The sequence below is a fragment of the Geothermobacter ehrlichii genome (genome assembly GCF_008124615.1).
Taxonomy (GTDB): Bacteria; Desulfobacterota; Desulfuromonadia; order Desulfuromonadales; family Geothermobacteraceae; genus Geothermobacter; species Geothermobacter ehrlichii.
Genome location: NZ_VNIB01000012.1, coordinates 63,240 through 83,177 on the forward strand (window position 1 = coordinate 63,240; position 19,938 = coordinate 83,177).

Sequence of the window (19,938 nt, forward strand, 5' to 3'; positions counted from 1 at the left end):
CCATCACGGCGCGTAGCCGATGCAGCACCTGTTCTTCCGGGTCAGCACCCAGAGAAAATTGTTCGGGGCATTGGGACCGGCCCCTGTCGGGGGATTCTTCCCGGCCCCCCAGAGGAAGTCCGACCGGCCGATGGGGATGCAGTCGTTTCCCCTGACCGGCCGTGCGATCTGAAGTCGGTAGAGGCTCTTTTTCCAGATGGGCGTCATGACCGCGCCGCAGGGATCGGTCCCCCGGTCGAACAGCAGCATTTCCCGGCCCAGCTTGAACAGCATTCGCGCCGCCAGCCCCGCGTTCGCGATCGTGTCGTCCCGGCCCTCGATGGAACCGGTCAGCGGATAGGCGCTGCCCCACGAACCCATGCACCAGAAAAGCTGGTCAATCGGATAGCCCGTGTTGGCCGCCACGCTGTCCGGGACACATGACAGCTGCGACGCCGGATTGGCAAACAGCAGCGCCTCCGGGTTCAGCAGCAGCGCCAGCACGTCGTTGGACCACAGCGGGTCGGCTTCCGTCATGTAGGCCAGGTCAAATCCCTTCTGCTCCAGGCAGGGAAAATCCACGAACAGGTTCATGAGCTGGAAGACCGGCAGCACGTAGTAGTGAACCTGCTGGAAGATCTTGGCCCCGCCGTGCAGTGTCGGATCGTCCTTCGAGCCGTTCAGGAAACCCGGCTGCGGGTTCGACATCCGCGTTCCCAGGGAGGGAAAACAGTACGCGTCCTGCACCGTCTCGATCATCCGCGCCGGCTCGTAGAAGCTCACCGTCGTCCCAACGGTGACCGACCCGCCGTTGGAACAGGCGCAGACCGGAGAGGACCGCGTTTCCGGAGGAACATCTCCCCGCGTGTTGCCCAAGGTCACCCGGCCACCGAACTGGACCGGGAAGATGCACTGCCAGCAGATGTCCTCCACCGGGTTGAACACCCGCGACTGGCACCGTCCCCAGCCCGTCGACACCAGACAGAGAACCAGAAGACAGGCGGCGAAGACCCTCATCATCCCTCTCCCTCCCCGTGTCCACCTTCGACCTTGAACTCCTTGACCTCCATCATCTTCCCCATGCGGCGAACCACCGAAGGAACGGCTCGCAGGTGGAAGCGGTCCACGATCTGCGGATTCAGGTAGTAGACCGGGCGGGCAAGATCCCTTGCCATCTCCACGTAGCTGCCGCCCGACAGAATCAGCACCGTTCCCGTTTCCTCCAGCAGCCCCGATTCACGCAGCCACGCCACCTGGTCCGCGTCATCGCCGTTGAACACCACCAGCGTCTGGTTGAACGGCACGTAGTCCAGTGGATTGAACTGGTAGCCACGGGGATAGAGAACGCCACCCTTGCCGTCCGGAATGTCGAACGGCAGCGTGTAGGTCATGTCCACCAGAAACGTCCTGTCTTCACCCGCCCTCGGAAGACGCTTCAGCCCCTTCGGTCGGTACGCTTCCGGCCTGATCCGTCTCATCACCGCCCGCCAGTCGACCTGGCCGGCCCGCTCCCGGGTTTCCTCCAGGGCGTCCCGCTCGACAATCGGGTATGTCCTGCCGAACGTCCCCAGGTCTTTCGCCTGTCCGTTCTGGACGGTGCAGGCGACCAGAACCACAACCAAAACGAGGCGCCTCATCGCGTCGTCCGCTGGTAGTGGGCACGGATGCCCTGCTGAATCCTCTGCCGGGCGTCCTGGACGTTCCGGTTCATGTCCGCCATGATGTCGTCGAAGTATTCCGACAGGTCGATTCTCGAGAAGTCGAGCTGCTGGAATTCCTCCGGCGTGAAACCGCGACAGTTCGGGTTCTCGGGCGTTCCCCATCCTCCGTCGGGGCCGAACGCCTTGAGCTGTGAACGCCCCTGCTCGGCCACGATCCGGGCCATCTTCGAGTTGAAGCAGCAATACCGTCTGGACCGCTGCACGCAGCCGACCACGGGCCACTTCCGGTCGCAGACAGTCCCCAGGTAGTGACAGTAGCCCGAAGCGGCGAACAGGGCCGTCTCGCCGTCGTTCTGGTCACACCCCTTGCCGAAGGCCACCTTCATCACCGCCATGATGGCAAGGGCAAAGGCAATGGTCGCCGGGTTCAGCATCGCCGTGGCGTAGCCTTGCAGACCGGCACTGACCGCTCCCGATGCGCCCGCTCCGGACATGGCCGCGCCATTGGCGGCAAGCACGCCGGAGGCCATTTCCGACCCGGCCGCTATGGTCGTCACCGTAGCCCCGGTCGCGGCGTTGGTGATGACAACCGCTCCGGTCGCAGTCTGGGATACGGCCATTGCTCCGGCACCGATCTGGTAGGAATAGTAGGCCGTCTGCGCCATCTGGTAGGCCGTGTGGAGAGCGTTCGCCGTCTGTGTAAAACTCTGCCCGGTCCTGGTGTCGGCAATGGTGTTGCCATCGCTATCGCAGCAGTCGTTCAGATAGCCGACCTTCATCCCCGGCGGCCGGCAGCGGGACGGCTTGCCGGAGAAGATGTACAGCACACCGAGACAGTTACCGTCCGCGTCCTTCGGACCGTCGTCTCGCAGCCAGGTGTCCGTGACCGGTTGGGGTGTCGTGTCGACCCCAATCTGGTCCTGGGGGATGTCCGTGCAGGCGTTCGGGGAACATTGCGGCACCTGTCCCCCGGTATCGAGGCAGGCGTACTGGTCGCCCAGCGGACAGACGTAATCCCCGGTACACAGTCCCATGGCCGGATCGAGCGTCCCGGTCGGGCAGGTCTGTGTCGTCGTCGGCGGCATGACGCACAGGCCAGCCGGTGCGTTCAGGGTTCCGGCGCCGCAATCGGGAGCCGGCGGCTGCGGAACGCAGCTCGTCCCCTGGAGGGTGTAGCCGGCGGGACATGTGTAGCCGGTCGTCGGTGGGGTGGTGTTGGTAAAGGTGACGCTCCAGGTTCCGGTCCCCCAGAAGTCGGGGTAGGTCTGCTGAAATCTCTGGCCAGGCGCCAGGGGAAGAGCGCCCGTGGGAGCCATGCTTGTGGTCGAGGGCGGATTCGTTCGCGTGTCGACCACGTAGTAATCGACCCAGTTGCACGCCTGGTCGAAACGGAAATAGTAGTATCCCATAGCCCCGCCGGTGGTCAGCCTGATCCTCTTGACCTCGACGGTTCCGCCAGGCGGTGCCGAACCGGTCCATGTCGTGGTGGTTACCATGTCCCAGACAATCTCAGCCGAACAGGTTGAAGGGACCACCGGCGTCGCCGGAATGGCCGGGCCGCCCGTGCAGCCCTTTGTCGCCGGGTCCCATGTCCCGCCCGGACAGTCAGGGGTTTTCTCGCAGCGGTCCGCCGTGGCGTTGTAGCTGTAGGCCGGATCGGAACAGGTCTTTTCCGTGGTCGGATTGCTCGTCGTCGCCTCGCAGTCCACCGCCTGGACCGGACAGAAATCCTGATTCCCCTGTCCGCCATGAACAGGGACGTTCTGGCATTGCGCCGTCTCGTTCGGACCGTCGGTGTAGCCGTCCCCGTTCAGGTCCGTCCCGCACATCATGACCGCCAGGCCGTTGACCGGAAAACCGGCCACAAAACAGACCAGAACCACCAGAGCCGTCAGCCGTCTCATTTCGCCACTCCGTCCGAACAGATCATGTCCTTCTGGGCCTGCCGCAGCATCTGCATGACGGTGGCCGCCTCGGCGAACTCATTCAGGCACTGGCAGTCCTTCAGGATTTCCTCTCCCGGTCCAACAGGACATGCTCCGTCCTGGCAGGTGTGATAGAGGATGTCGTAGGACACCGGGTCAGTCTGGGCCTGCGATACCGGCCCGGAAAGCAGCGCCTGGTCCTTGCTCGACACCCGCCGCGTCTTGCAGGCCATCTCGCACTCGGCGTGAGAGCCAAAGTCCATCATCGACAGGGAGCCGGAACCGGGCTGCCAGGTTCCACCCACCAGTCGCATGTCCTGGTAGGTCATCCCTCCCGAGACAACGGAATCGACCACCGCCCCGTAGCGCGTGGCCGCCGTGGAGAAGTCGAACGACCGGGCGTCGCACATGTAGACCCGTTCCTTCTGCCACCAGTCATAGTTCAGTGTCCTGGTGCATGTCCCCTGGGTGATTTGCCTGGCCGACGGCAGCGGCGTCAGCCCGGTGGCGTTCCCCTGCCGGAAGGTCTGCACGCCGTCCACCTTCTCGTCGTAGAGCGAACAGGACGGGTCCGTTTCCAGCGCCTGGCAGGTGTCGTTGATGGTGTCGGTCACGTCGCAGGACAGCGGCTTCAGGCGGATGTCGATGTTCGCCAGCCCGTGACCGCCGCCGGCGATGGTGGTAATCATCTCCACCGTCACCTGCCCCGTTGTCCTGAACAGTGCCGTCAGGTCTTTGTTGAGGGTGTACCGCCACTCGGTGGACCGCTCGCACCCCGCAGTAGGGCCGCTTTGTTGCCCGAAGTAATACCCGTGTTTGTAGACTTCCGTGCCGTTGACAAGAATCTTCAGGTGGTCGTCGAAGGCGACATTCCGTAGAACCACCGACTGGATCAGGTCAGGCCGCTTGACGAAGAAGGAGAAGCGGGAGATGTAGGTCCTGCACGGCTGCCCGAGCTTGTAGGTGGTGTCCAGCACCAGCGTCCCGCACTCCGGGCCGCACAGCCCGAAGGAGGAAAGCGAACCGCCCAGCGGCAGCAGCACGTCATTGAAGGTAACCTCCGTCAGGGTCACGATCCGCTTGATGGCGCAGGTGCGCCGCTGCATGTTCGTTCCGAAGGTGTTGACCACCTGGCTGTACAGGCTGGAGTTGTCCGCCGCCTGCGCCGTGGCCGTGGCGGTCGCCGCCGAGGTCAGGTCGGGAGGATTCCGGAAGTAGGCCGTCTGCGGTGGCGGGGCTGGCTGCCCGCCGCCGGCTCCGTTCTGGCCCGTGGCCGGCCGGGACATGTCCTGGCCGAAGTAGGAGATCGTCACCGGGGTGGACTGCACGCTGGAGATGGCCAGGTTCGGATTGGCCGCCTGGATCGCCCCGACGATGCCGCCGCCCAGGTCTTTCAGCAGGATCGCGGAATTGTTCCAGATCAGGTTGCTGCCGCAGCCGTTGTTGACACAGTAGCAGCCGCCGAGCCGGTCCGGCGTGGCCGGAACCAGCGCAACCTTCCCGGCCGAATCCGCCCGCCACAGAAAATCCCGGCAGTTGTTCCAGGTTCCCGGGTCGCACATGATGACGCCATTGGCACAGACACCCGACACCGGGGCCGGAGCCTGCCACCGGCTGTCCATCTGGTCGTTGAAGTCCAGGTCCTGGGTCACGATCAGGGTCGCGATGTCCCCCGTCGATCCCGGCTGGATCATCACGTCGAGAAACCTGTTCGAGCCTGGAAAGGAAAGCCTGGCCTGGAACTGCCGGCTGCTGTCGATGGTGGACAGGGGAGCCGTTGTCGTCATCGGCTCGATGGCCCCCTGCTTCAGCTCCTGCCGGCCGCCGTACTTCCGCATCACCCTGGAGGCCGCCTCGCCGCCGGCCTGAAGCGCCTGGTCAAGGGCCGCTTGGTCCGGCTGTCCGGCCGGGACGGGAGCTGCCCCCGCCAGCGCCGGCACCAGGGCCAGAACGCTAGCCGTTGCGGCGATACTTATCCACCATCGCCCGGATCGCTTCGACATAGCTCATCCCTCCCTGCACCATCGACTCGATTTCCGCGATCTCGTCCGCGTCGGACGTGTAGGCGTAGTAGCTGAACGGATCGACCACCAGCCGGGCGACGCCGCAGCCGGAAGGAGTATCCATGAAGATCTCCGAATAGACCTTCCGCCGGCTCCTGATCCCCGTGAGCATGTTCATCGTGAAGGGGTCGTAGGTGATCAGCTTCTCCGTTTCGGCGCGGGCGAAATCCCCAGACTCCAGGAAGAACTTGAAGGCGCTGTTCGCCCAGATCACGTCGCCGACCGGGCCGAACCGCTTGATGTCGAGAATCGACTGGGTGACGATGTTGAAGCTCCCCTTGAACTTGCGGGCCCGCCGGTAGCCTTCCTCGATGACTTCCCGCAGGTGGTCCGACCTGTTCAGGAACTTCCACGCCTCGTCGAAGATGATGAAGCGCGGGTCCTGGCGGTTGGAAAGGTAGAGATCCTTGGTCACCGCGTTGACGATCTGGAGCGTCACCACCTTGAACAGCTCCTTTTTCTGCTCCAGGTGTTCCAGCTCCAGCACCACGAAGTCGTCACTTGCGATGTCGAACGTGGACGGGCCGTTGAAGAACCGCCCGTAGGGGCCTTTCGAGGTAAAGTCGGTGATGTTGAACGCCAGCTTCTCTGCGGCCTGGGCAATCTCGCCATTGGTTCTGGCGATCTCGCCGAAGTGGGCCAGGTAATGATGCACATGGTCGATGCCGGCCTTGTTTCCCTCGTTTTCCCAAGCCCACCAGACGGCGTTCTTCAGCAGGCTCATCTCCGTCTCGGTCGGCTCTTCGTCGGTGGCCGAGTAGACCATCTGGGCGACAATCGGAGCGATCACCGGAATGTCATGCTCCGGCTCGATGATGTTGGTGAACGGATTGATGCAGATCCGGGTCTGGTCGGAGAAGTCGAGGAACCGCGCCCCGGCCAGATGGGTCATCTTCTTGTAGGAAAAACCGATGTCGATGATGCGGATCTTCGCGCCGGCGGCGTAGTAGTTGGTCGCCAGGTAGTTGATGAGGAACGACTTGCCGCCGCCCGAGGTCGCCGCGAGATAGGCGTTGTGGTTGGTGGCCGACGGGTCGAACAGATCTAGGGTGGCCACCTGTCCCTTGCGGCCAACGAAGAGCATTTCCGGCCGGCCGACGCCGCCGAAGTCCCCCTGGTTCGGCACCATCACCGCAATCGTGTCGGCGGGCGTGATGTAGTGCCGGTCGATCTGCTCGACGTTCCTGCCGATGTCGTAGAGACCGAACGGCAGCGAGGACACCAGCAGGATCGGCAGAATCCCCCGGTCCTCCTGCATCAGGAAGTTCTGGTTCTCCCACAGCCGCCGCGCCCGGTCGAGGGAACGCCGGCACCTGTCCGGTTCGTCGTAGACCCACAGGATCGGGATGATCCGGTAAAACTTCTTTCCCCTGTCCGTCTCGCCCGTCGCCCAGACGTATTCCTCCTTCTTCCGGGCGAGACTCATGACGAACGAGCCCGCGGCCTGCTGGATCATGATGGCGTTGCACTTGGCGTGCAGCAGGGTTTTCTGGTCCTGAAGCAGCACCGTCAGGGAATAGAGAAACGGACTCGGCACCTGGTCGGCGTCCGACGCCATCCCCTCGACCCCGCCGAACAGCCGGTTGGTCGTCAGCGGGGAGATCTCCTGCGGACAGGTCTTCGGCGTCAGGCAGCGCCACTGGCGCCGTCCGACCTGGACATGGTCGCTTTCACGCCGGATGATGGTTTCGGCGAAAATCGCCTGCTTGCGGATCGGGATGGTGTCGTTGTAGGCCCGCAGGTTCCCCGTCGGACTGTCGTTCAGAAGCCGCCGCAGCCAGTCGAGCAGCTCCTCCGGGCCCACGTCGCGGGGAGCCAGCCCGGCCCCGGTCAGCGCCTCGTTGCACATGCCGTGGATCTCGGACAGGTTGACGCCCCTGCCGGCTTCCCTGGGCCACTTGGCGGCGACGAAAAGCCGGTAATTCCGCAGCACCTGGCCGCTGGCCCACGTTCCCTCCGCGCCCCGGCGGAAATGTTCGGTCAGGGCCTCGGCCACGGCCATGAACAGCTCTCCTTCCCGGCGGATGGTGCATTTGTAGGCATCCAGGATCGGGTCGATGTGCGGATCGGCGTGGAGGATGAACTGGAGGATGGCTCCCTTCGGGAACGGCACCCGCAGAAGGCCCTCCATCGACAGCACGGCCCGCTCGCCGGCGAAGGTCAGCGGGACGCACTCCCAGAGCATCCCCAGGGTATCGTCGCTGTTCAGGTAGGTTTTGCTGTCCGGATCGTAGGCGACATAGGGCAGGTAGTCGGAAAATCTGTTGCGCCGGACGGCCGCCGCCATCTCCGACTTCCGCAGCCCGCCGTCGCCGAAGAGCAGGGACACAAGGGCCATGTTACTTTCCTCCCCTGGCGAACGGATCGGTCAGCACCCACCGGGGCCGGTCGAGGAAGATGTAGGCGTAGCGCGGCATGAACAGCTCGTTGCCGTCGCCCTCGTAGGGCAGCATCAGGACCCGCATCACTTTGGGCGGGGCCACGACGGGAGTGGACGGGGCCTGGAGCAGTTCCGTCACCCGCCTGTACAGCGATTCCTCGTACTCCGTGTTCGCCGCGCGAGCCGTGTTCCCGTCCAGGTCCTTCGCCATGTGGTAGGCGGTCGGCACGTCCACGCACCTGCCGCTGTCCGTCCTGCGGCAGCGGAAATTTTCCTCGTAGGGATTGAAAACGGCGCACGCGGAAAGCGTCAGAGCCGTCAGAACCAGAATCAACTGCTTCATTTCTTCGCCTCCATGTTCGGATCACGCAGCTTGAGCATGACGCCCTTCTGGATGACCAGCGTCACGTCCTTGGTCGGCGGAATCTCGATGACCGGAATCGCCTGCTTCGCCAGGTCGAGATAGAACTTCTGGATGTCCTTGAACCCGCTCGAAAGTCCGGCTCCGACGCCGTATTTGGCGGCATCGCCGGTGTCGATGGTGACCGTGGTCCCAAGTGCGCTGGTGGACGTGATCTGGTTGGACGCGGAGATATAGTCGCCCAGGCCGCCGAAGAAGCCAGCCAGCATCGACCGGGCGATGGTGGAGCCCATGCGCGAGACGACCCGGCCCGACAGGCCGATCTTGCCGTCCCGGTCGACCAGGAATCCCTCGATCTCCTGGTCGATGACCGCCTTGCCTTCGTTGGTCAGGCAGGACAGGGACACCGCCTGCATGAAGGCCCGCTCGGTCGCCAGGTTTCCGTAGCCGGAGACGATGGCGAAGCAGCCCTTCAGGTCGGCCTTCACGTCGTTCGGCAGAACCGCCAGGTCCTGGATGCGGACCAGGGCCGGGACCGGATTGCCCTTGCCGACCTCAGCGGTAGGTGCGTCCAGGCCGGAAAGAAGGGTCGCCTCCATGAAGGAGGGAGGCAGATAGATCCGGCGTGTGGAGTCTTTTTTTTTATCCGGCTCAGGCAGATCGCTGGCCGGCGCGGACACCATGCCGATCTCCCCGATCATCACCACCTCGTCCGGAGCCGGCGGCTGTCCCGGAGAACTGTTCGTGCCGTTCGCCACGGCGGACGGATAGACGGCGCCGGGCGGAGGGGGTGGCGGATAGGCCGGCAGCACCGGCGGAGAAGAGGAAGGCGCCCTGTCGAACGCTGGTATCCCATCTGGATTCATCCTCTTGCCCTTGTCCGGGCTGGAGATGGTGGCTTCGTCCCTCTTTCTCTCTTCCTCTTCGCGTTTCATCAGCTCGTCGAGCTTCCTCTTCAGCTCGGCCATCTGCCTGTCCCGCTTCTTCAGCTCGCTCTGGCTCTTCTGGTAGAGGGACTTCTGGAACGTCCTGGCGTCGTCCAGCAGGGCAATCGGCTTCGCCCTGGGCTTCGGCGGCGGTGCCGGTTTAGAGCGGACCTTGTAGGCGAACAGGGCGAACAGCAGGACGCCGGCGACGCACAGGGCCTTGACCACCTTCTTCTTCCGCTCCGGGTCCAGGTTTTTCCACGTCTCTTTAAGGTTCATCGCTACCGTCCTCCCCAAACACGCTTGCCGTCTCATCTCCGCCCGCTGGCGGTCCGGCCACTTCCGGCCGTCCCCGCCGGACGAGGGGATTGCGCCGGGCATCCGGGTTGCGCCTCTCGACGATGAACACGCGGGTGATGTCGCCGGGATCGAGCAAAGGTTCCTCGATGGCGACGGCCAGGGGGCTGTGAGTCAGTTGCGGGTTCAGAAAGTCCGCCTCGTTCAGCCGCCACTGTCCCTGGCCGGCCTTGAGGGAAACGATGTACTCCCGCAGGCCCAGCCCTTCGCCTTCCACCTCGATGTCGCGTTTGGCGGTCAGCCAGAGCTGGTCGAAGACGTTGAGCTGCTTCCAGACGGGCCGGACCGAGTAGCTCTCCGGCAGATCGCCGGTGTACGCCTGCCTGATGAGCTTGAGGATCTTCTTTTCCAGCGGCAGGCCGGCGAAGATGGACAGGTTCTTCTCGATGCGCTTCTTCCTGCCGCTGGTCAGGCGGATGGTCTGGGAGGGAATCTTCTTCGGCAGGCCGATCATCGAGTAAACGTCCCCGTCGCAGATGACGAAGAACTCCGAAGGCGTTTTGGTGTAGATCACCTCCTGCCCCTTCTTCAGCGCCTGGAATTTCACAAAGGCGTTCTCGCCGGCGATCTTTATCCTGATCCCCTTGTCCTGCGAGAACACCACGTCCTTTATCGGGCCGGGACAGACAAAGCGGTTTACGTCCGTGCTGGACAGGGGAACCTTGGTCGTGTGTTCGGGAAAGACAACGACCAGGGATTCTTCCTGTTCGCCGGTCGAAGCCACTGCCGGGATCGCTGCCAGCCCAAGCAGAAGGGCCAGGGTAACCTCCTTCCATCTCATCGCAGATCCCTCCCCTCGAAGCTGGTCACGTAGAAGCGCCCGCCACGGACGGAAAACCCGATGGCATAGACCTTCTGCCTTTCGTCCGTCTTCTGGTCCTGGACGAAGGTTTTTTCGATGCCGGTGACCTCGATCACCTTCTCGTCCGGCTTCAGCTCCATCCGGGTGACGAAGAACGCCCGCGACACCGTGGCGACCTCGACCGTATCCACGGCCTCCATCAGCGCCTTCTGCATCTCGGCGAACTTCTCCGGGGCGATGAGCGCCAGGACTTCCTCGTACTGCCGCCGGATGGTGCCGGGACTGTAGGTCAGCAGCAGGGAGGTGACATAGCGGGCCATCTCGCGGGCGTAGTCCTCGCTGATGGTGCTGGCGGTCAGGCTCGCCCTGTCCTTCAGGCCGGGCGGCACCAGCACCACCGCCTGGCGGTTCAGGGCCACCTGGAGCATCAGGGTGTTGAACAGCGTCAGGCCGCCGATCAGCACGACGATCAGCATCAGCAGGCGGTTGGTGGCGAACAGGTTGCTCGATTTCTGAATGAACAGGTCGAGTCTCACGGCTTGCTCCCTACTCAATGAACTCGTCCACGAAATACTGCGGATACCCCTGCATCCGCGACCAGCCAAGCATGTAAAGAAGGTGCCGCATGAAGCCACGGGGCCGGTTGCGCTTGGCACGGGAGTAGATCGTGGGCAGGACGATCAACATGCTCCACCAGAACCAGCCACCGAAAATCATTGCGAACAGGTAGGCGATGGCCATGATCGCCATGTCGTCCGGCTCGAACCAGAGCAGCTGGTACGGCTGTGTCAGGTACTGCGGCATCCGCCGCGAAAGCGAATCATTCATGGAGCACCAGAAGTGGAAACGGGGAGCGGGGGACTCCCCGGAAGGGAATCAGCAGATCAGGCCGAAGCCGGTCACAACCTTGTCGGCAGCGGCGATCAGGCCGCCGGTGATGATGGCGATGAAGCCGGTCATGTACTTGCCCTGGGGCAGAAAGGTCGCGCCGTAAATGACGAGGGCGATGCCGATGACGAAACCGATGGCCCCCTGAAGACCCTTGACCACAACGTAGTCGTAGAAGACGTAGCCGAAGGAGTTGGGATCGGTCGGGGCGGTAAAGGCGAACACCGGGCCGGCGATCATGAGAAACGCCAGCGCCAGTAGCAAAATCAGGGCTTTCCTGTTCATTGGTTGCCTCCTTTTTGATCGAGAATGGTGGCGATCGTCCGGGCGTCTGCCTGAACGCGCTTGCCGTCGATCCAGATGGTCGGCGTCCCCCGCACGCCGACCGAACCACCGGCCCGCAGATACTCGTCAATCAGGGCGTCCGCCTGGCAATCGCCTGTTTCCGGAATGGGCTGGCCATCCAGTCCTCCTGTGTAGACTTCCCGCATGGCCCTCTCCCTGTCCGCGCTGCACAGGATGAATCTGGCCTTGTCCCGTGCGGAGGGATGGATCGACTCCAGCGGGAAAAAGAAAACGTGACGGGTGATGTCCTTCCTGCCGGCCAGAACCTGGTCGAGCTGGCGGCAGAAGGGGCAGTCCGGGTCGGTGAACTCGACCACCTGAACCGGACCGCTGCCGATGGTCAGGGCCTTCTCCAGCGGCAGCCTGGCGAAGTTGTCCCGGATAATTTCCTCCCTGGCCTGAGCGGTCAGGTTTTTGCCGTCCGCCGTCCAGATCTCCCCAAAGAACAGGTAGCCCTCGGGAGAGAAGTAGAAGACCTGCGGGCCGGCCCCCACCTGGTACAGACCGGAAATGGGCGACGGCTTGAAGCTGTCGATCCCGGTCTTGGGCAGGGTCTTGGCAAACAGTTTGAGGGCCTTGCTCAGTTCCTTCTCCGGCGCCTGGTCGGCGGCCAGAACCGGGGCGGCAGTGGCCGCCAGAAGAGCCAGCAACAGGACGGGCCGCTTCATCTACTGACCTCCGTGACAACCACCCGGCGGTTGGCCGCCAGGTCGGTAGCGGACACCGGGCAGCACTCGCCGTGTCCTTCCTGGACAACGACCGTCAGGCCGCGTTCTTTCAGGTAGCCCGCAACGGCGCTTGCCCGCTGGTCCGACAGTCTCTGGTTGTAGGCTTCGCCTCCCAGCCGGCACGTGTAGCCGTCGACGCGAACGCGCAGACCGGCCGGTATGCCGTCCAGAGCGGATTTGTCCTGCGCGTCCAGATCCGACCGGTCGAAACCGAACAGGACAACCCATTGCCGTGGGGTAGCTTCGGATTCCGTAGCCGGATTCCGGCCGTTGGCGGCCATGCGGATGGTGAGTGGGGGAAGCCGTCGGGTGACCAGCCTGTTGTCGGGGCACCCGTCCTGAATCAGGTAACCCCTGGACGCCGGACTGGAGACGACCGGGCCAAAGTCCGTGGAGTAGACCTCCCGGCAGACGGTCGCCGCCGTTGCCGGAGCAGCGCAAAGAACAAACAGGCAAATCCATGACAGGCGTCGCATGAAGCCTCCGGAATCGGGATTTGCCTGGGATATGGGGGTAGGGGGAAGCCAGCGGTAGAAAAAAAGGCCGTTATCTCCAGAACATGGAGTGACACAGAGGTAAAGGTTGGCGTATTCTAACTCTCTACAATTTCAGGAAGGAGGGGTTCCGATGCTTGTGATTACACGAAAGGAAGGACAGACGGTCAGGATCGGAGGCAATATCGTCATCAAGGTGCTTGAATGCCGCCCCGGAGAGATCAAGCTGGGGATAGATGCTCCAAAGACAATCAGAATCGAACGGCAGGACAGGAAAAAGACATCCTGATCTTCCCATCAAACACAAAGTCCTGTATGTTTAAGGTGTTAGCCATTTTTTGAATTTACATCAGGAGAGAGCATGACTAAGGCCGATATTGTTGAGAATGTCAGTACCAGGGCAGGACTCACCCAGAAGGACGCCGCAGAAGCGGTTGAGGAGGTTCTTGAACTCATAAAATCGACGCTTACCCAAGGCGAAGACGTCAAAATTACCGGTTTTGGAAAGTTTCAGGTAAGAAACAAGCAATCAAGGGTCGGTCGCAACCCTCATACAGGAGAACAAATAGAAATTTCCGCTCGAAGGGTGCTTGTATTTAAGCCAAGTCCGTCATTAAAAGAACTTCTAAACAAATAATCAATAACTCTAGAAAACAATTCTGGTTTCAACTGAAAATATCGTCAATGTTTGACTTCGACTTTTCCTTTTCTACGATGCCGTGGATCTTTGTTTCACTTTGCCGTTGAAATGACACCGACTCCGTGAGGGCCAGCAACAACTGCTGGCCCTCTTTCGTATCCAGGTAATGGCGCAACGCCTCCACGACGAACATCGACTGTTTGCGAACCCTGCTCAGCCTGTCCAGGGCGGACAGAATCGCGTCGTCATAGAGCGTCAACCGGATCAGTCTCTGGGCCATGAACGCCTCCTAGCCTTCGGCCAGGGCAAAGCCAAGGGCGTTGGCGAATTCTGGCTCCGGTAGAATCTCGATGGCCACCTTCCTGGCGCTGATAACGTCCCGGATCAGGGTTGCGCCGCCTCCGAAAATCAGCACGGTTTCAAACGATGCCTTGAGGCCGAGATGGGCCTGCAGCTCCCCGTGTATGTCCCGCAGAATATCCTCGATGTAGGCTTTGGCAGCCGTTTCGATTTCATCGCTGATGTCGTGGCGTTCAAACCCATACTGGACATATCCCCGCTCAATCAGGTAGCTGATTTCGACCGGAGTGAAGGTTCTGGACGGAGCCAGGTCACGAATGGCCGGCAGAAGCAGCTGCGTCGCCATCTGGTGAACGCCCCGCTTGTAAAAGGTGTCGCCGTAGATGATCGAGCGGGATTCGCCTTCCACCAGCGTGAAGATGACCGTGTTGAAGCCGATATCGACGGCGAGAATGTTGCCGGCGCGGTCCTGGTTCTGGCTGAGGAACAGACGGACACCACCCAGTCCCTGGGGAAGAACCCGCACTTCCGGCCAGCCTGATGCATTGAGAACCTTGGTCAGGGTCTGCACCACGCCTGCGGGCTTATCCTTCTCAGCAACCCAGGCACCATAGGGCAGGCCAACAACAAGAGATTCGCCGGTTGGCACCCTGGCGACAGAAGCCGCCTCTTCAACGAAGGCAGGATAGTGATGTACCAGGTCTTCCAGAGTCTTGAGGTAGCTCGACCCTGCCGTGAGTAAGGCGTCCTCCCCAACCACAAGACCGTCATGGCCGCGACGGTAGGCCGACACGATCCGCCCCTTGTTGTCCCCGTGAACCCATTTCAGGGAAGAAAATCCTAGGTCACAGACGAATGCCATGATGTAGCTCCTTTCGTTGCCTTTGTTGGCAACGTTGCCCTGCTTGGCTACATGGCTGGCAACATCCTGATAAACAAATCAGCAGGAAGCAGCCAAACTTGGCTACGTTGCCATTTTTGTTGACATGCTCTTGCCTGGGAGATGGGGAGGGAGGGAAGGTTTTGTTTCATGTTTGGTTCCATTGAAAAAAGCGCCTTAGCCCAGTATATTGAATTGAATCGGATATAGGGCCACACCATACTTGGTGTCTTCCCCACGCCCGTGGGGGTGTTTTCGTTGATGAAAAAGGTAGCGCCGGGTATCCTTCAATAAAGAAAGATCAAAGATCGCTTTTCGATCGCACCGGAGAACAAGGGAGGCTTCAATGCCAAGATCAGAAGAAGCGAAGAAATACTCCGAGAAAGTGAAGGAAATCCTCTCGCGACAGCAGCCGATGTCGTTCGAGGAGTTCCGCGAGCAGTCGAGGAAGGTGCTGGCGAACGCCAAGCCTATCCTGCGCCGCCCGCTCCCGCCGAAAAAGTAGATGACGCCCGCCAGCATTTCCACGACGATTTCCTTCCCACCGGTTACCTGAAAAACTGGCGGGCGGTGCCAAACCAGCCGTCAAATGTTATAAAAACGACCCTCCTGTCCTCTATTTACTCTAACGCTCCATAGAGGCAGGTGGCACTATTAGGAAATCTATCAGCCTCCTACCCAACCTGCGCCCCAACAGCAGTATGGAGTCCTATGGCTGCTTGAGTCCAGACAGGACAGGGCAGCTACCACCTAGGCCGTTCGCAAAATTCAGGGTTATGTGCTTTCAGGGGAATCTGTGGGCTGTAACAGAGCAGCCAGGGGAAGAAACTCTGTGAGAAGGTCAAAGCGCAGGCAATAAAAAACCCACCAAAGTGTGCATAGCCGCAAGCGGCCAGAGGCATGGCGGGTGTGTTAAGCAAACCTATACTCTAAATCCGGCACCACCGCAAGTCCTTTCTACAAATCCAATGCCTTTCGGCTCTTCCCCCTCCGGATGTCATAAGCGATGGCCCTAATCCGCTCGACCTGCTTCCGTCCAAGCTCAACGCCCAGATAGTCGTGGACTCTCTGCATAACGTCCTGCACAAACACCCTCTCCCCTTTCTTGGCCTCCAGGTAGCAAGACAGGGCATACCTCTCGGCCCTGCTCAAATCCCCCTCCTGAAGGATTTTCAGCCGGTATCCGCGTGGAAGAGGGGCCAGCATCTTTCTCATGTACCAGGCCCGGCCCCGGACATGGGAAAGAATCACCAGTCCCTTCAGGTCGAGTTCGGACACGGGATCGTCAATGATCCCGTCCCTGTGCAGCCGTTCGACAATGGAGGCGGGAAGATCGACCAGCTCCGCCGCTTCTTTCAGGGTCATCCCAGGCTACCGTGTCAACACGCAATCCGGTCGATCTCGTCTTCGTAGGCGTCGGTCGACGCGAGAAGTTCCACCAGATCGCGCACGATCTGCTCGACTTGCCGCTTGCTGGCGCCGGAAACGACCGCCCGCTCATAGGCCAGCGTCATCAGCTTCCCAAGCCTCGATGCCGTATGCAGGGGAGCCTGCCGGGCGATTTCCGCAGCGACGCTCTGTAGCACCAGTGGCCTGTACGGCAACGGTTCCGATTTCTTCACGTCGGAAAAACCAAGAATCCAGTTCGGCTCTACGCCTTCCCTTTTGCACAACCGGGTCAGAAATTCGGTGTCTGGCCGCCTCCTGTCGTTTTCGTAGCAGCTCAGGGTGTTGGGATGGACTCCCAGTCCTTCCGCGAAGGCAGCCAGCGACCGTTTGCCACGCAGCATCCGTATTCTTTCGCCCACGGTATTAGCCTGCCACATGCCGACCTCCATCAAGCAGCTTCGGGTTTTTCCGTCTTTTCAATGCCTTGCCTGCAAGGCTGAACGAAAGCTGTTTCTCCATATTCCAGATCCTGGAGCCTGATTTTTAGCTGACCGCTTTCCACCAGCCTGGAGAGCCGCTGATAGGCCCTGCTCAGGGTTTGCCGGACATTGGCCGGTGTGCAGCCGAGAATCCTGGCGATCTCCCTGATTCCCCTTCGCCCGCCATCAAGGCCAATGGCCATCCCGAGAACCCGGCTTTCCTTCTGGGTGAGGAACCTGCTGATCATCCAAAACAGACGGTCCATGTCGATACGATCCGTGATGGAAGGCGGACGTGCCTCGACACGGTCCAGACCATCCTCGGACGAACAGAGGGTAGAGGGTGGCGATGACGATCCTGAATGGTGTGCCGACTCGGGATGCGGCGTCACAGAGCTGATTTTCGACCGGAGCGTGACCCAGAAGCAGGCCGCGAACGGAATTTCGCGTTCTGAGGCGATTCTGGCCGCGATAAGCGCCGCCTCGAAAGCATCCTGCATGAAATCCTCTTGGTCGTAGGGGACAAACGGAAGGTACTTGCGGATGTGCCCCCTGATGGCGTGGGCGTTGCGGTTAACCCAGGTCACGGCGTCTTCGGCTGTCATTTGGGCCTCCCCTATATATATGGTTAAAGAATGGTTATATTATCTTCAGCGATTCCAGACTTTTTCGAGCGCAACTTTTTGAAATTACTCAACAAAAAAGTTATCCACATCCAGAGTTCGGTGGGTCAATTGTCGATACTCTGGTGGGTCAATTGTCGATACCCGGTGGGTCATTTATCGATACCTGGTGGGTCAATCGTCGATACTCGGTGGGTCATTTGTCGATAGTTGGTGGGTCAATCGTCGATACCCGGTGGGTCAATCGTCGATATCCCTCACCGCTTCCTGTGGACAACTATCACTCCCCGACGAATCTCCCATCTTTCCAGGAACCCAACCTCAACCAGGGCGTTCAGGGCCGACTTGAGCAGCCGGTTGAACTCCTTGGGTGAACTCTTGCTGCCGCAAAGCTTCTGAAGGGTCTCGACCTTTACGGGATACGGCTCCCGATGGCTCGCCCAGTAGCTGTGGAGCTTGGTGGCGATTCCCTGCGGCAGGGCCTTGCGCTGCTCCAGGTCGATTAGCGTGAATTCATGGTCGGAAAACAGCCGGCTCAACACCGGAGACATGCGTACTTCCCAGAGATAGAGCGGCGTGTATTTTTCGGGATCGACGTACTCAAACCCGTCGACCAGGCTGACCACCACGCTTCCGATACGGTGCGACGTGATATGGACGGCGGTGGCCGTCAGGCGGGAGAGGCAGGTCTTGAGGTGGTGATAGCCCCATTTGTTGACGTGCCATCCAATCGACTTCAGGAACGAATAGGGCGTGAAAAAGATGGTCTGTCCCAGGGCCTGTTCCCTGGCCAGCTGCAGGAGCCGGAACCAGACCAGCTCATCGTCCTGGCGCAATTCCTCGCCCCGGTAGGTGATCTCGCCACCACCGGTCACGACGATAGGCTCGTCCCTGAACCAGATCCTTGGCTGTCTGTGGTTTCTGGCCGTGAAGAGCGCCGACCGGACAATCTCGTTCGGCGTGGCGGCCTTCTCGTCGGCCCACTCCGGCAGGTACTTGGGGCCATCTTCCATTTCCCTTTTCAGGCGGTTGAGGATGGCCATGATGTCCCTGTCCAGCGGTGGCCTGGTTGAATCACCCATGACCCGCCTCGTCCACCACCTCTTCCTGCCGCAATTGCCGAAGCAGCGCACTCCTGAAGATTTCCAGGACGCGGGCGTGCTTGGCCCTGGCCTGCTCCTCGGGTAAGCTCAAAAAGCTGAAAGAGGCTTTGTAGTCACACGAATGTGTGGTATTTTCCGTGACGTTCCCCATTTTTCGTGACTAACAACCGACACGTCAGCACATGGAATATGGGCAACCACAAAAACACAAAGCAAGACCACCATAAAGAGTGATGACCCACGCGTGCTAGTTGTAAACCACTTATTATTGTGTGTCAACACTCCAAATGGTGGCTAGCCACTTTTTTTGGAGGACACCATGAGCACCCTTGGTGAAAGAATCAGGGAGCTGCGCGGCGACATGCAGCAGGTCGAGCTTGCGCGGCGATTGGAGATACACCCGAATACGCTGATGCGATACGAAAAAGGAGGGGCCAGCCCAGACGTTTCTTTCCTGCAGAAACTCCTGGAGATATTCCCGAACACAAGCCCTGCGTGGCTCCTTACGGGCATTGGAGACAAGGAAAGATCGGAACCCTTGCCAGAAGGGTTCACCCTGTTCCCAAGATATGAAATTTCAGCGGGGGCAGGCCCCGGACGTTTGGTTGGAAGCGAACAAGTTGTGGATTTCGTTGCCTTCAAAGACGACTGGGTTATCAACTACCTGCGCGTTCCTCGACAACACCTGGCGCTACTGACTGTCAAGGGGGACAGCATGTCCCCAACCCTGAACGACGGGGATCTCATTCTGGTTGATATGCGGGCCTCCAGGCTGGAGGACAGCGCCGTCTATGTCCTCGAATTCGAGGATGCGCTGCTGGTAAAGAGGATTCAGAGAAAACTGGACGGAACGGTTGTCGTCAAAAGCGACAACCCCCTTTACGAGCCGGAGATTCTGAAGAAGGACCAGGCGGAAGCCCTGCGGATTGTTGGCCGGGTCGTATGGACGGGGAAAAAGCTCTGAGTCCAGAATGGACAATGAACATGGCTACGCCTTCACCGTCCGAAATGGACAACGGAAGGATCGCTAAACAGGAAAATCCATTCTCCATGTTCATGCTGGACAGAAGGAAAGAGCTGCCCACTATTTCTGGTGGTCGCCCACTAGAATTGCAAGTCGGCAAAAGAGGGTGCGCTGCCCCCGTCTTTACACAGGACGGCATAATGGGATTGTGAGTCTTGACGCTACCGAAGGCGGAACCTGGCATTACCTTCGGGCAGGGAGACACCATGAAAGTCACCGTCAAAGGACGGGTCACCATCTCCAGGCGCGTGCGGGAAAAGCTGGGCATCCGTGCGTCCGAGGAAGTGGAGTTCATCGAAGAGCGGGGCCGCGTCTACATCGTCAAAAGCGAATCCCGCAGGCAAAAGAAGGGCAAGTTCGCCCAAATGCGCGGCACCGCCACGGCAAAGATGAGCACCGAGGACATCATGGGCCTCACTCGGAGGGACATGTGAGTGGGGTTCTGGTCGATTCCAGTGTCATTCTCGACCTGGTGACCACCCCCGCTGGGCGGAATGGTCCGAACGGATGCTCGACATCCACGACCGAAGAGGGCCGCTGTATATCAACGACATCATGGCACCTCCGCAAGGAAACCTCTGGCTTCAGTCA

24 protein-coding genes are annotated in these 19,938 nt (G+C 60.6%); 5 read left to right on the forward strand and 19 right to left on the reverse strand.

Going from position 1 to position 19,938, the window contains the following annotated elements; all coding sequences use genetic code 11:
- Nucleotides 1-3 precede the first annotated feature (3 nt).
- Genes EDC39_RS11975 through EDC39_RS12035 form a run of 13 tightly spaced genes read right to left on the reverse strand, consistent with a single transcriptional unit; the run spans nucleotide 4 to nucleotide 12,891 of the window.
- On the reverse strand, nucleotides 4-999 hold the full coding sequence (locus tag EDC39_RS11975; RefSeq protein ID WP_148896628.1) for a TraU family protein: 996 nt from the start codon (nucleotides 997-999) through the stop codon (nucleotides 4-6).
- Nucleotides 996-1,616 (reverse strand): hypothetical protein, encoded by a 621-nt coding sequence (locus EDC39_RS11980; protein ID WP_148896629.1) that lies wholly within the window; start codon nucleotides 1,614-1,616, stop codon nucleotides 996-998. The genes EDC39_RS11975 and EDC39_RS11980 overlap by 4 nt, the downstream gene beginning before the upstream one ends.
- A complete protein-coding gene (gene traN, locus EDC39_RS11985; RefSeq protein ID WP_148896630.1) occupies nucleotides 1,613-3,544 on the reverse strand; it encodes a conjugal transfer protein TraN in 1,932 nt (643 codons plus the stop codon). Before traN ends, EDC39_RS11980 begins: the two co-directional genes overlap by 4 nt.
- Nucleotides 3,541-5,568: a hypothetical protein gene (locus EDC39_RS11990; protein WP_148896631.1), complete on the reverse strand. Its 2,028-nt coding sequence runs from the start codon at nucleotides 5,566-5,568 to the stop codon at nucleotides 3,541-3,543. Before EDC39_RS11990 ends, traN begins: the two co-directional genes overlap by 4 nt.
- The gene (locus EDC39_RS11995; RefSeq protein ID WP_148896632.1) at nucleotides 5,519-7,966 is read right to left on the reverse strand and encodes a TraC family protein; all 2,448 of its coding nucleotides are present in this window, start codon (nucleotides 7,964-7,966) and stop codon (nucleotides 5,519-5,521) included. The genes EDC39_RS11990 and EDC39_RS11995 overlap by 50 nt, the downstream gene beginning before the upstream one ends.
- 1 nt (nucleotide 7,967) lies before the next feature.
- Nucleotides 7,968-8,351, reverse strand: coding sequence for a TraV family lipoprotein (locus EDC39_RS12000; RefSeq protein ID WP_148896633.1), 384 nt, complete (start codon nucleotides 8,349-8,351; stop codon nucleotides 7,968-7,970).
- A complete protein-coding gene (locus tag EDC39_RS12005; RefSeq protein ID WP_148896634.1) occupies nucleotides 8,348-9,574 on the reverse strand; it encodes a TraB/VirB10 family protein in 1,227 nt (408 codons plus the stop codon). Before EDC39_RS12005 ends, EDC39_RS12000 begins: the two co-directional genes overlap by 4 nt.
- Nucleotides 9,564-10,433 (reverse strand): type-F conjugative transfer system secretin TraK, encoded by an 870-nt coding sequence (locus EDC39_RS12010; protein WP_148896635.1) that lies wholly within the window; start codon nucleotides 10,431-10,433, stop codon nucleotides 9,564-9,566. The genes EDC39_RS12005 and EDC39_RS12010 overlap by 11 nt, the downstream gene beginning before the upstream one ends.
- Entirely contained in the window at nucleotides 10,430-10,990 is a 561-nt protein-coding gene (locus EDC39_RS12015) for a type IV conjugative transfer system protein TraE (RefSeq protein ID WP_187426784.1), read from the reverse strand. The genes EDC39_RS12010 and EDC39_RS12015 overlap by 4 nt, the downstream gene beginning before the upstream one ends.
- A 10-nt stretch (nucleotides 10,991-11,000) precedes the next feature.
- Nucleotides 11,001-11,282: a type IV conjugative transfer system protein TraL gene (locus EDC39_RS12020; protein WP_148896637.1), complete on the reverse strand. Its 282-nt coding sequence runs from the start codon at nucleotides 11,280-11,282 to the stop codon at nucleotides 11,001-11,003.
- 48 nt (nucleotides 11,283-11,330) lie between these two features.
- A complete protein-coding gene (locus EDC39_RS12025; RefSeq protein ID WP_148896638.1) occupies nucleotides 11,331-11,627 on the reverse strand; it encodes a hypothetical protein in 297 nt (98 codons plus the stop codon).
- Nucleotides 11,624-12,355: a DsbC family protein gene (locus EDC39_RS12030; protein ID WP_148896639.1), complete on the reverse strand. Its 732-nt coding sequence runs from the start codon at nucleotides 12,353-12,355 to the stop codon at nucleotides 11,624-11,626. The genes EDC39_RS12025 and EDC39_RS12030 overlap by 4 nt, the downstream gene beginning before the upstream one ends.
- Nucleotides 12,352-12,891, reverse strand: coding sequence for an OmpA family protein (locus EDC39_RS12035; RefSeq protein WP_148896640.1), 540 nt, complete (start codon nucleotides 12,889-12,891; stop codon nucleotides 12,352-12,354). The genes EDC39_RS12030 and EDC39_RS12035 overlap by 4 nt, the downstream gene beginning before the upstream one ends.
- Before the next feature lie 151 nt (nucleotides 12,892-13,042).
- On the opposite strand from EDC39_RS12035, the gene EDC39_RS15970 reads away from it, so the two are divergent.
- The gene (locus EDC39_RS15970) at nucleotides 13,043-13,198 is read left to right on the forward strand and encodes a carbon storage regulator (protein WP_148896641.1); all 156 of its coding nucleotides are present in this window, start codon (nucleotides 13,043-13,045) and stop codon (nucleotides 13,196-13,198) included.
- 72 nt (nucleotides 13,199-13,270) lie between these two features.
- Nucleotides 13,271-13,546, forward strand: a complete 276-nt coding sequence (locus tag EDC39_RS12045) for an integration host factor subunit alpha (RefSeq protein WP_148896642.1) — start codon at nucleotides 13,271-13,273, stop codon at nucleotides 13,544-13,546.
- A 28-nt stretch (nucleotides 13,547-13,574) separates the two neighbouring features.
- On the opposite strand, the gene EDC39_RS12050 is transcribed toward EDC39_RS12045, so the two are convergent.
- Both EDC39_RS12050 and EDC39_RS12055 read right to left on the reverse strand, forming a co-directional pair.
- Nucleotides 13,575-13,829 carry a hypothetical protein gene (locus EDC39_RS12050; protein ID WP_148896643.1) on the reverse strand — a complete coding sequence of 85 codons (255 nt, stop codon included), beginning with the start codon at nucleotides 13,827-13,829 and terminating at the stop codon, nucleotides 13,575-13,577.
- A 9-nt stretch (nucleotides 13,830-13,838) separates the two neighbouring features.
- Entirely contained in the window at nucleotides 13,839-14,711 is an 873-nt protein-coding gene (locus EDC39_RS12055; protein WP_148896644.1) for a ParM/StbA family protein, read from the reverse strand.
- Between the two features lie 364 nt (nucleotides 14,712-15,075).
- Between EDC39_RS12055 and EDC39_RS15385 the strand changes: the two genes are divergently transcribed.
- A complete protein-coding gene (locus EDC39_RS15385) occupies nucleotides 15,076-15,234 on the forward strand; it encodes a hypothetical protein (protein ID WP_187426785.1) in 159 nt (52 codons plus the stop codon).
- A 452-nt stretch (nucleotides 15,235-15,686) separates the two neighbouring features.
- Here the strand turns inward: EDC39_RS15385 and EDC39_RS12060 are convergent, their stop codons facing one another.
- The 4 genes from EDC39_RS12060 to trfA all read right to left on the reverse strand — a co-directional run bounded on the left by EDC39_RS12060 (nucleotide 15,687) and on the right by trfA (nucleotide 18,302).
- Nucleotides 15,687-16,094: a hypothetical protein gene (locus EDC39_RS12060; RefSeq protein ID WP_148896645.1), complete on the reverse strand. Its 408-nt coding sequence runs from the start codon at nucleotides 16,092-16,094 to the stop codon at nucleotides 15,687-15,689.
- 14 nt (nucleotides 16,095-16,108) lie between these two features.
- Nucleotides 16,109-16,555 (reverse strand): helix-turn-helix domain-containing protein, encoded by a 447-nt coding sequence (locus EDC39_RS12065; protein ID WP_187426786.1) that lies wholly within the window; start codon nucleotides 16,553-16,555, stop codon nucleotides 16,109-16,111.
- An 11-nt stretch (nucleotides 16,556-16,566) separates the two neighbouring features.
- Nucleotides 16,567-17,202, reverse strand: coding sequence for a sigma factor-like helix-turn-helix DNA-binding protein (locus EDC39_RS12070; RefSeq protein WP_148896647.1), 636 nt, complete (start codon nucleotides 17,200-17,202; stop codon nucleotides 16,567-16,569).
- A gap of 275 nt (nucleotides 17,203-17,477) precedes the next feature.
- Entirely contained in the window at nucleotides 17,478-18,302 is an 825-nt protein-coding gene (trfA, locus tag EDC39_RS12075; RefSeq protein ID WP_148896648.1) for a plasmid replication initiator TrfA, read from the reverse strand.
- Between the two features lie 340 nt (nucleotides 18,303-18,642).
- Here trfA and EDC39_RS12080 point away from each other — a divergent pair, with 340 nt between their 5' ends.
- Together EDC39_RS12080 and EDC39_RS12085 are read left to right on the forward strand one after the other, a co-directional pair.
- Nucleotides 18,643-19,287 carry an XRE family transcriptional regulator gene (locus EDC39_RS12080; RefSeq protein ID WP_148896649.1) on the forward strand — a complete coding sequence of 215 codons (645 nt, stop codon included), beginning with the start codon at nucleotides 18,643-18,645 and terminating at the stop codon, nucleotides 19,285-19,287.
- A gap of 266 nt (nucleotides 19,288-19,553) precedes the next feature.
- Nucleotides 19,554-19,781 carry an AbrB/MazE/SpoVT family DNA-binding domain-containing protein gene (locus tag EDC39_RS12085; protein ID WP_148896650.1) on the forward strand — a complete coding sequence of 76 codons (228 nt, stop codon included), beginning with the start codon at nucleotides 19,554-19,556 and terminating at the stop codon, nucleotides 19,779-19,781.
- The last annotated feature ends 157 nt before the right edge of the window (nucleotides 19,782-19,938 follow it).

Excerpts from the sequence above, each read along its gene's own strand:
- trfA (WP_148896648.1), bottom strand. The coding sequence starts at position 18,302 with ATGGGTGATTCAACCAGGCCACCGCTGGACAGGGACATCATGGCCATC.
- EDC39_RS12030 (WP_148896639.1), bottom strand. The coding sequence starts at position 12,355 with ATGAAGCGGCCCGTCCTGTTGCTGGCTCTTCTGGCGGCCACTGCCGCC.
- EDC39_RS12070 (WP_148896647.1), bottom strand. The coding sequence starts at position 17,202 with ATGACAGCCGAAGACGCCGTGACCTGGGTTAACCGCAACGCCCACGCC.
- EDC39_RS12045 (WP_148896642.1), top strand. The coding sequence starts at position 13,271 with ATGACTAAGGCCGATATTGTTGAGAATGTCAGTACCAGGGCAGGACTC.
- EDC39_RS12080 (WP_148896649.1), top strand. The coding sequence starts at position 18,643 with ATGAGCACCCTTGGTGAAAGAATCAGGGAGCTGCGCGGCGACATGCAG.
- EDC39_RS12085 (WP_148896650.1), top strand. The coding sequence starts at position 19,554 with ATGAAAGTCACCGTCAAAGGACGGGTCACCATCTCCAGGCGCGTGCGG.
- EDC39_RS11995 (WP_148896632.1), bottom strand. The coding sequence starts at position 7,966 with ATGGCCCTTGTGTCCCTGCTCTTCGGCGACGGCGGGCTGCGGAAGTCG.
- EDC39_RS12020 (WP_148896637.1), bottom strand. The coding sequence starts at position 11,282 with ATGAATGATTCGCTTTCGCGGCGGATGCCGCAGTACCTGACACAGCCG.
- EDC39_RS11975 (WP_148896628.1), bottom strand. The coding sequence starts at position 999 with ATGATGAGGGTCTTCGCCGCCTGTCTTCTGGTTCTCTGTCTGGTGTCG.
- traN (WP_148896630.1), bottom strand. The coding sequence starts at position 3,544 with ATGAGACGGCTGACGGCTCTGGTGGTTCTGGTCTGTTTTGTGGCCGGT.
- EDC39_RS12035 (WP_148896640.1), bottom strand. The coding sequence starts at position 12,891 with ATGCGACGCCTGTCATGGATTTGCCTGTTTGTTCTTTGCGCTGCTCCG.
- EDC39_RS12055 (WP_148896644.1), bottom strand. The coding sequence starts at position 14,711 with ATGGCATTCGTCTGTGACCTAGGATTTTCTTCCCTGAAATGGGTTCAC.
- EDC39_RS15970 (WP_148896641.1), top strand. The coding sequence starts at position 13,043 with ATGCTTGTGATTACACGAAAGGAAGGACAGACGGTCAGGATCGGAGGC.
- EDC39_RS12060 (WP_148896645.1), bottom strand. The coding sequence starts at position 16,094 with ATGACCCTGAAAGAAGCGGCGGAGCTGGTCGATCTTCCCGCCTCCATT.
- EDC39_RS11980 (WP_148896629.1), bottom strand. The coding sequence starts at position 1,616 with ATGAGGCGCCTCGTTTTGGTTGTGGTTCTGGTCGCCTGCACCGTCCAG.
- EDC39_RS12050 (WP_148896643.1), bottom strand. The coding sequence starts at position 13,829 with ATGGCCCAGAGACTGATCCGGTTGACGCTCTATGACGACGCGATTCTG.
- EDC39_RS12000 (WP_148896633.1), bottom strand. The coding sequence starts at position 8,351 with ATGAAGCAGTTGATTCTGGTTCTGACGGCTCTGACGCTTTCCGCGTGC.
- EDC39_RS11990 (WP_148896631.1), bottom strand. The coding sequence starts at position 5,568 with ATGTCGAAGCGATCCGGGCGATGGTGGATAAGTATCGCCGCAACGGCT.
- EDC39_RS12010 (WP_148896635.1), bottom strand. The coding sequence starts at position 10,433 with ATGAGATGGAAGGAGGTTACCCTGGCCCTTCTGCTTGGGCTGGCAGCG.
- EDC39_RS12025 (WP_148896638.1), bottom strand. The coding sequence starts at position 11,627 with ATGAACAGGAAAGCCCTGATTTTGCTACTGGCGCTGGCGTTTCTCATG.
- EDC39_RS12005 (WP_148896634.1), bottom strand. The coding sequence starts at position 9,574 with ATGAACCTTAAAGAGACGTGGAAAAACCTGGACCCGGAGCGGAAGAAG.
- EDC39_RS12065 (WP_187426786.1), bottom strand. The coding sequence starts at position 16,555 with ATGTGGCAGGCTAATACCGTGGGCGAAAGAATACGGATGCTGCGTGGC.
- EDC39_RS15385 (WP_187426785.1), top strand. The coding sequence starts at position 15,076 with ATGCCAAGATCAGAAGAAGCGAAGAAATACTCCGAGAAAGTGAAGGAA.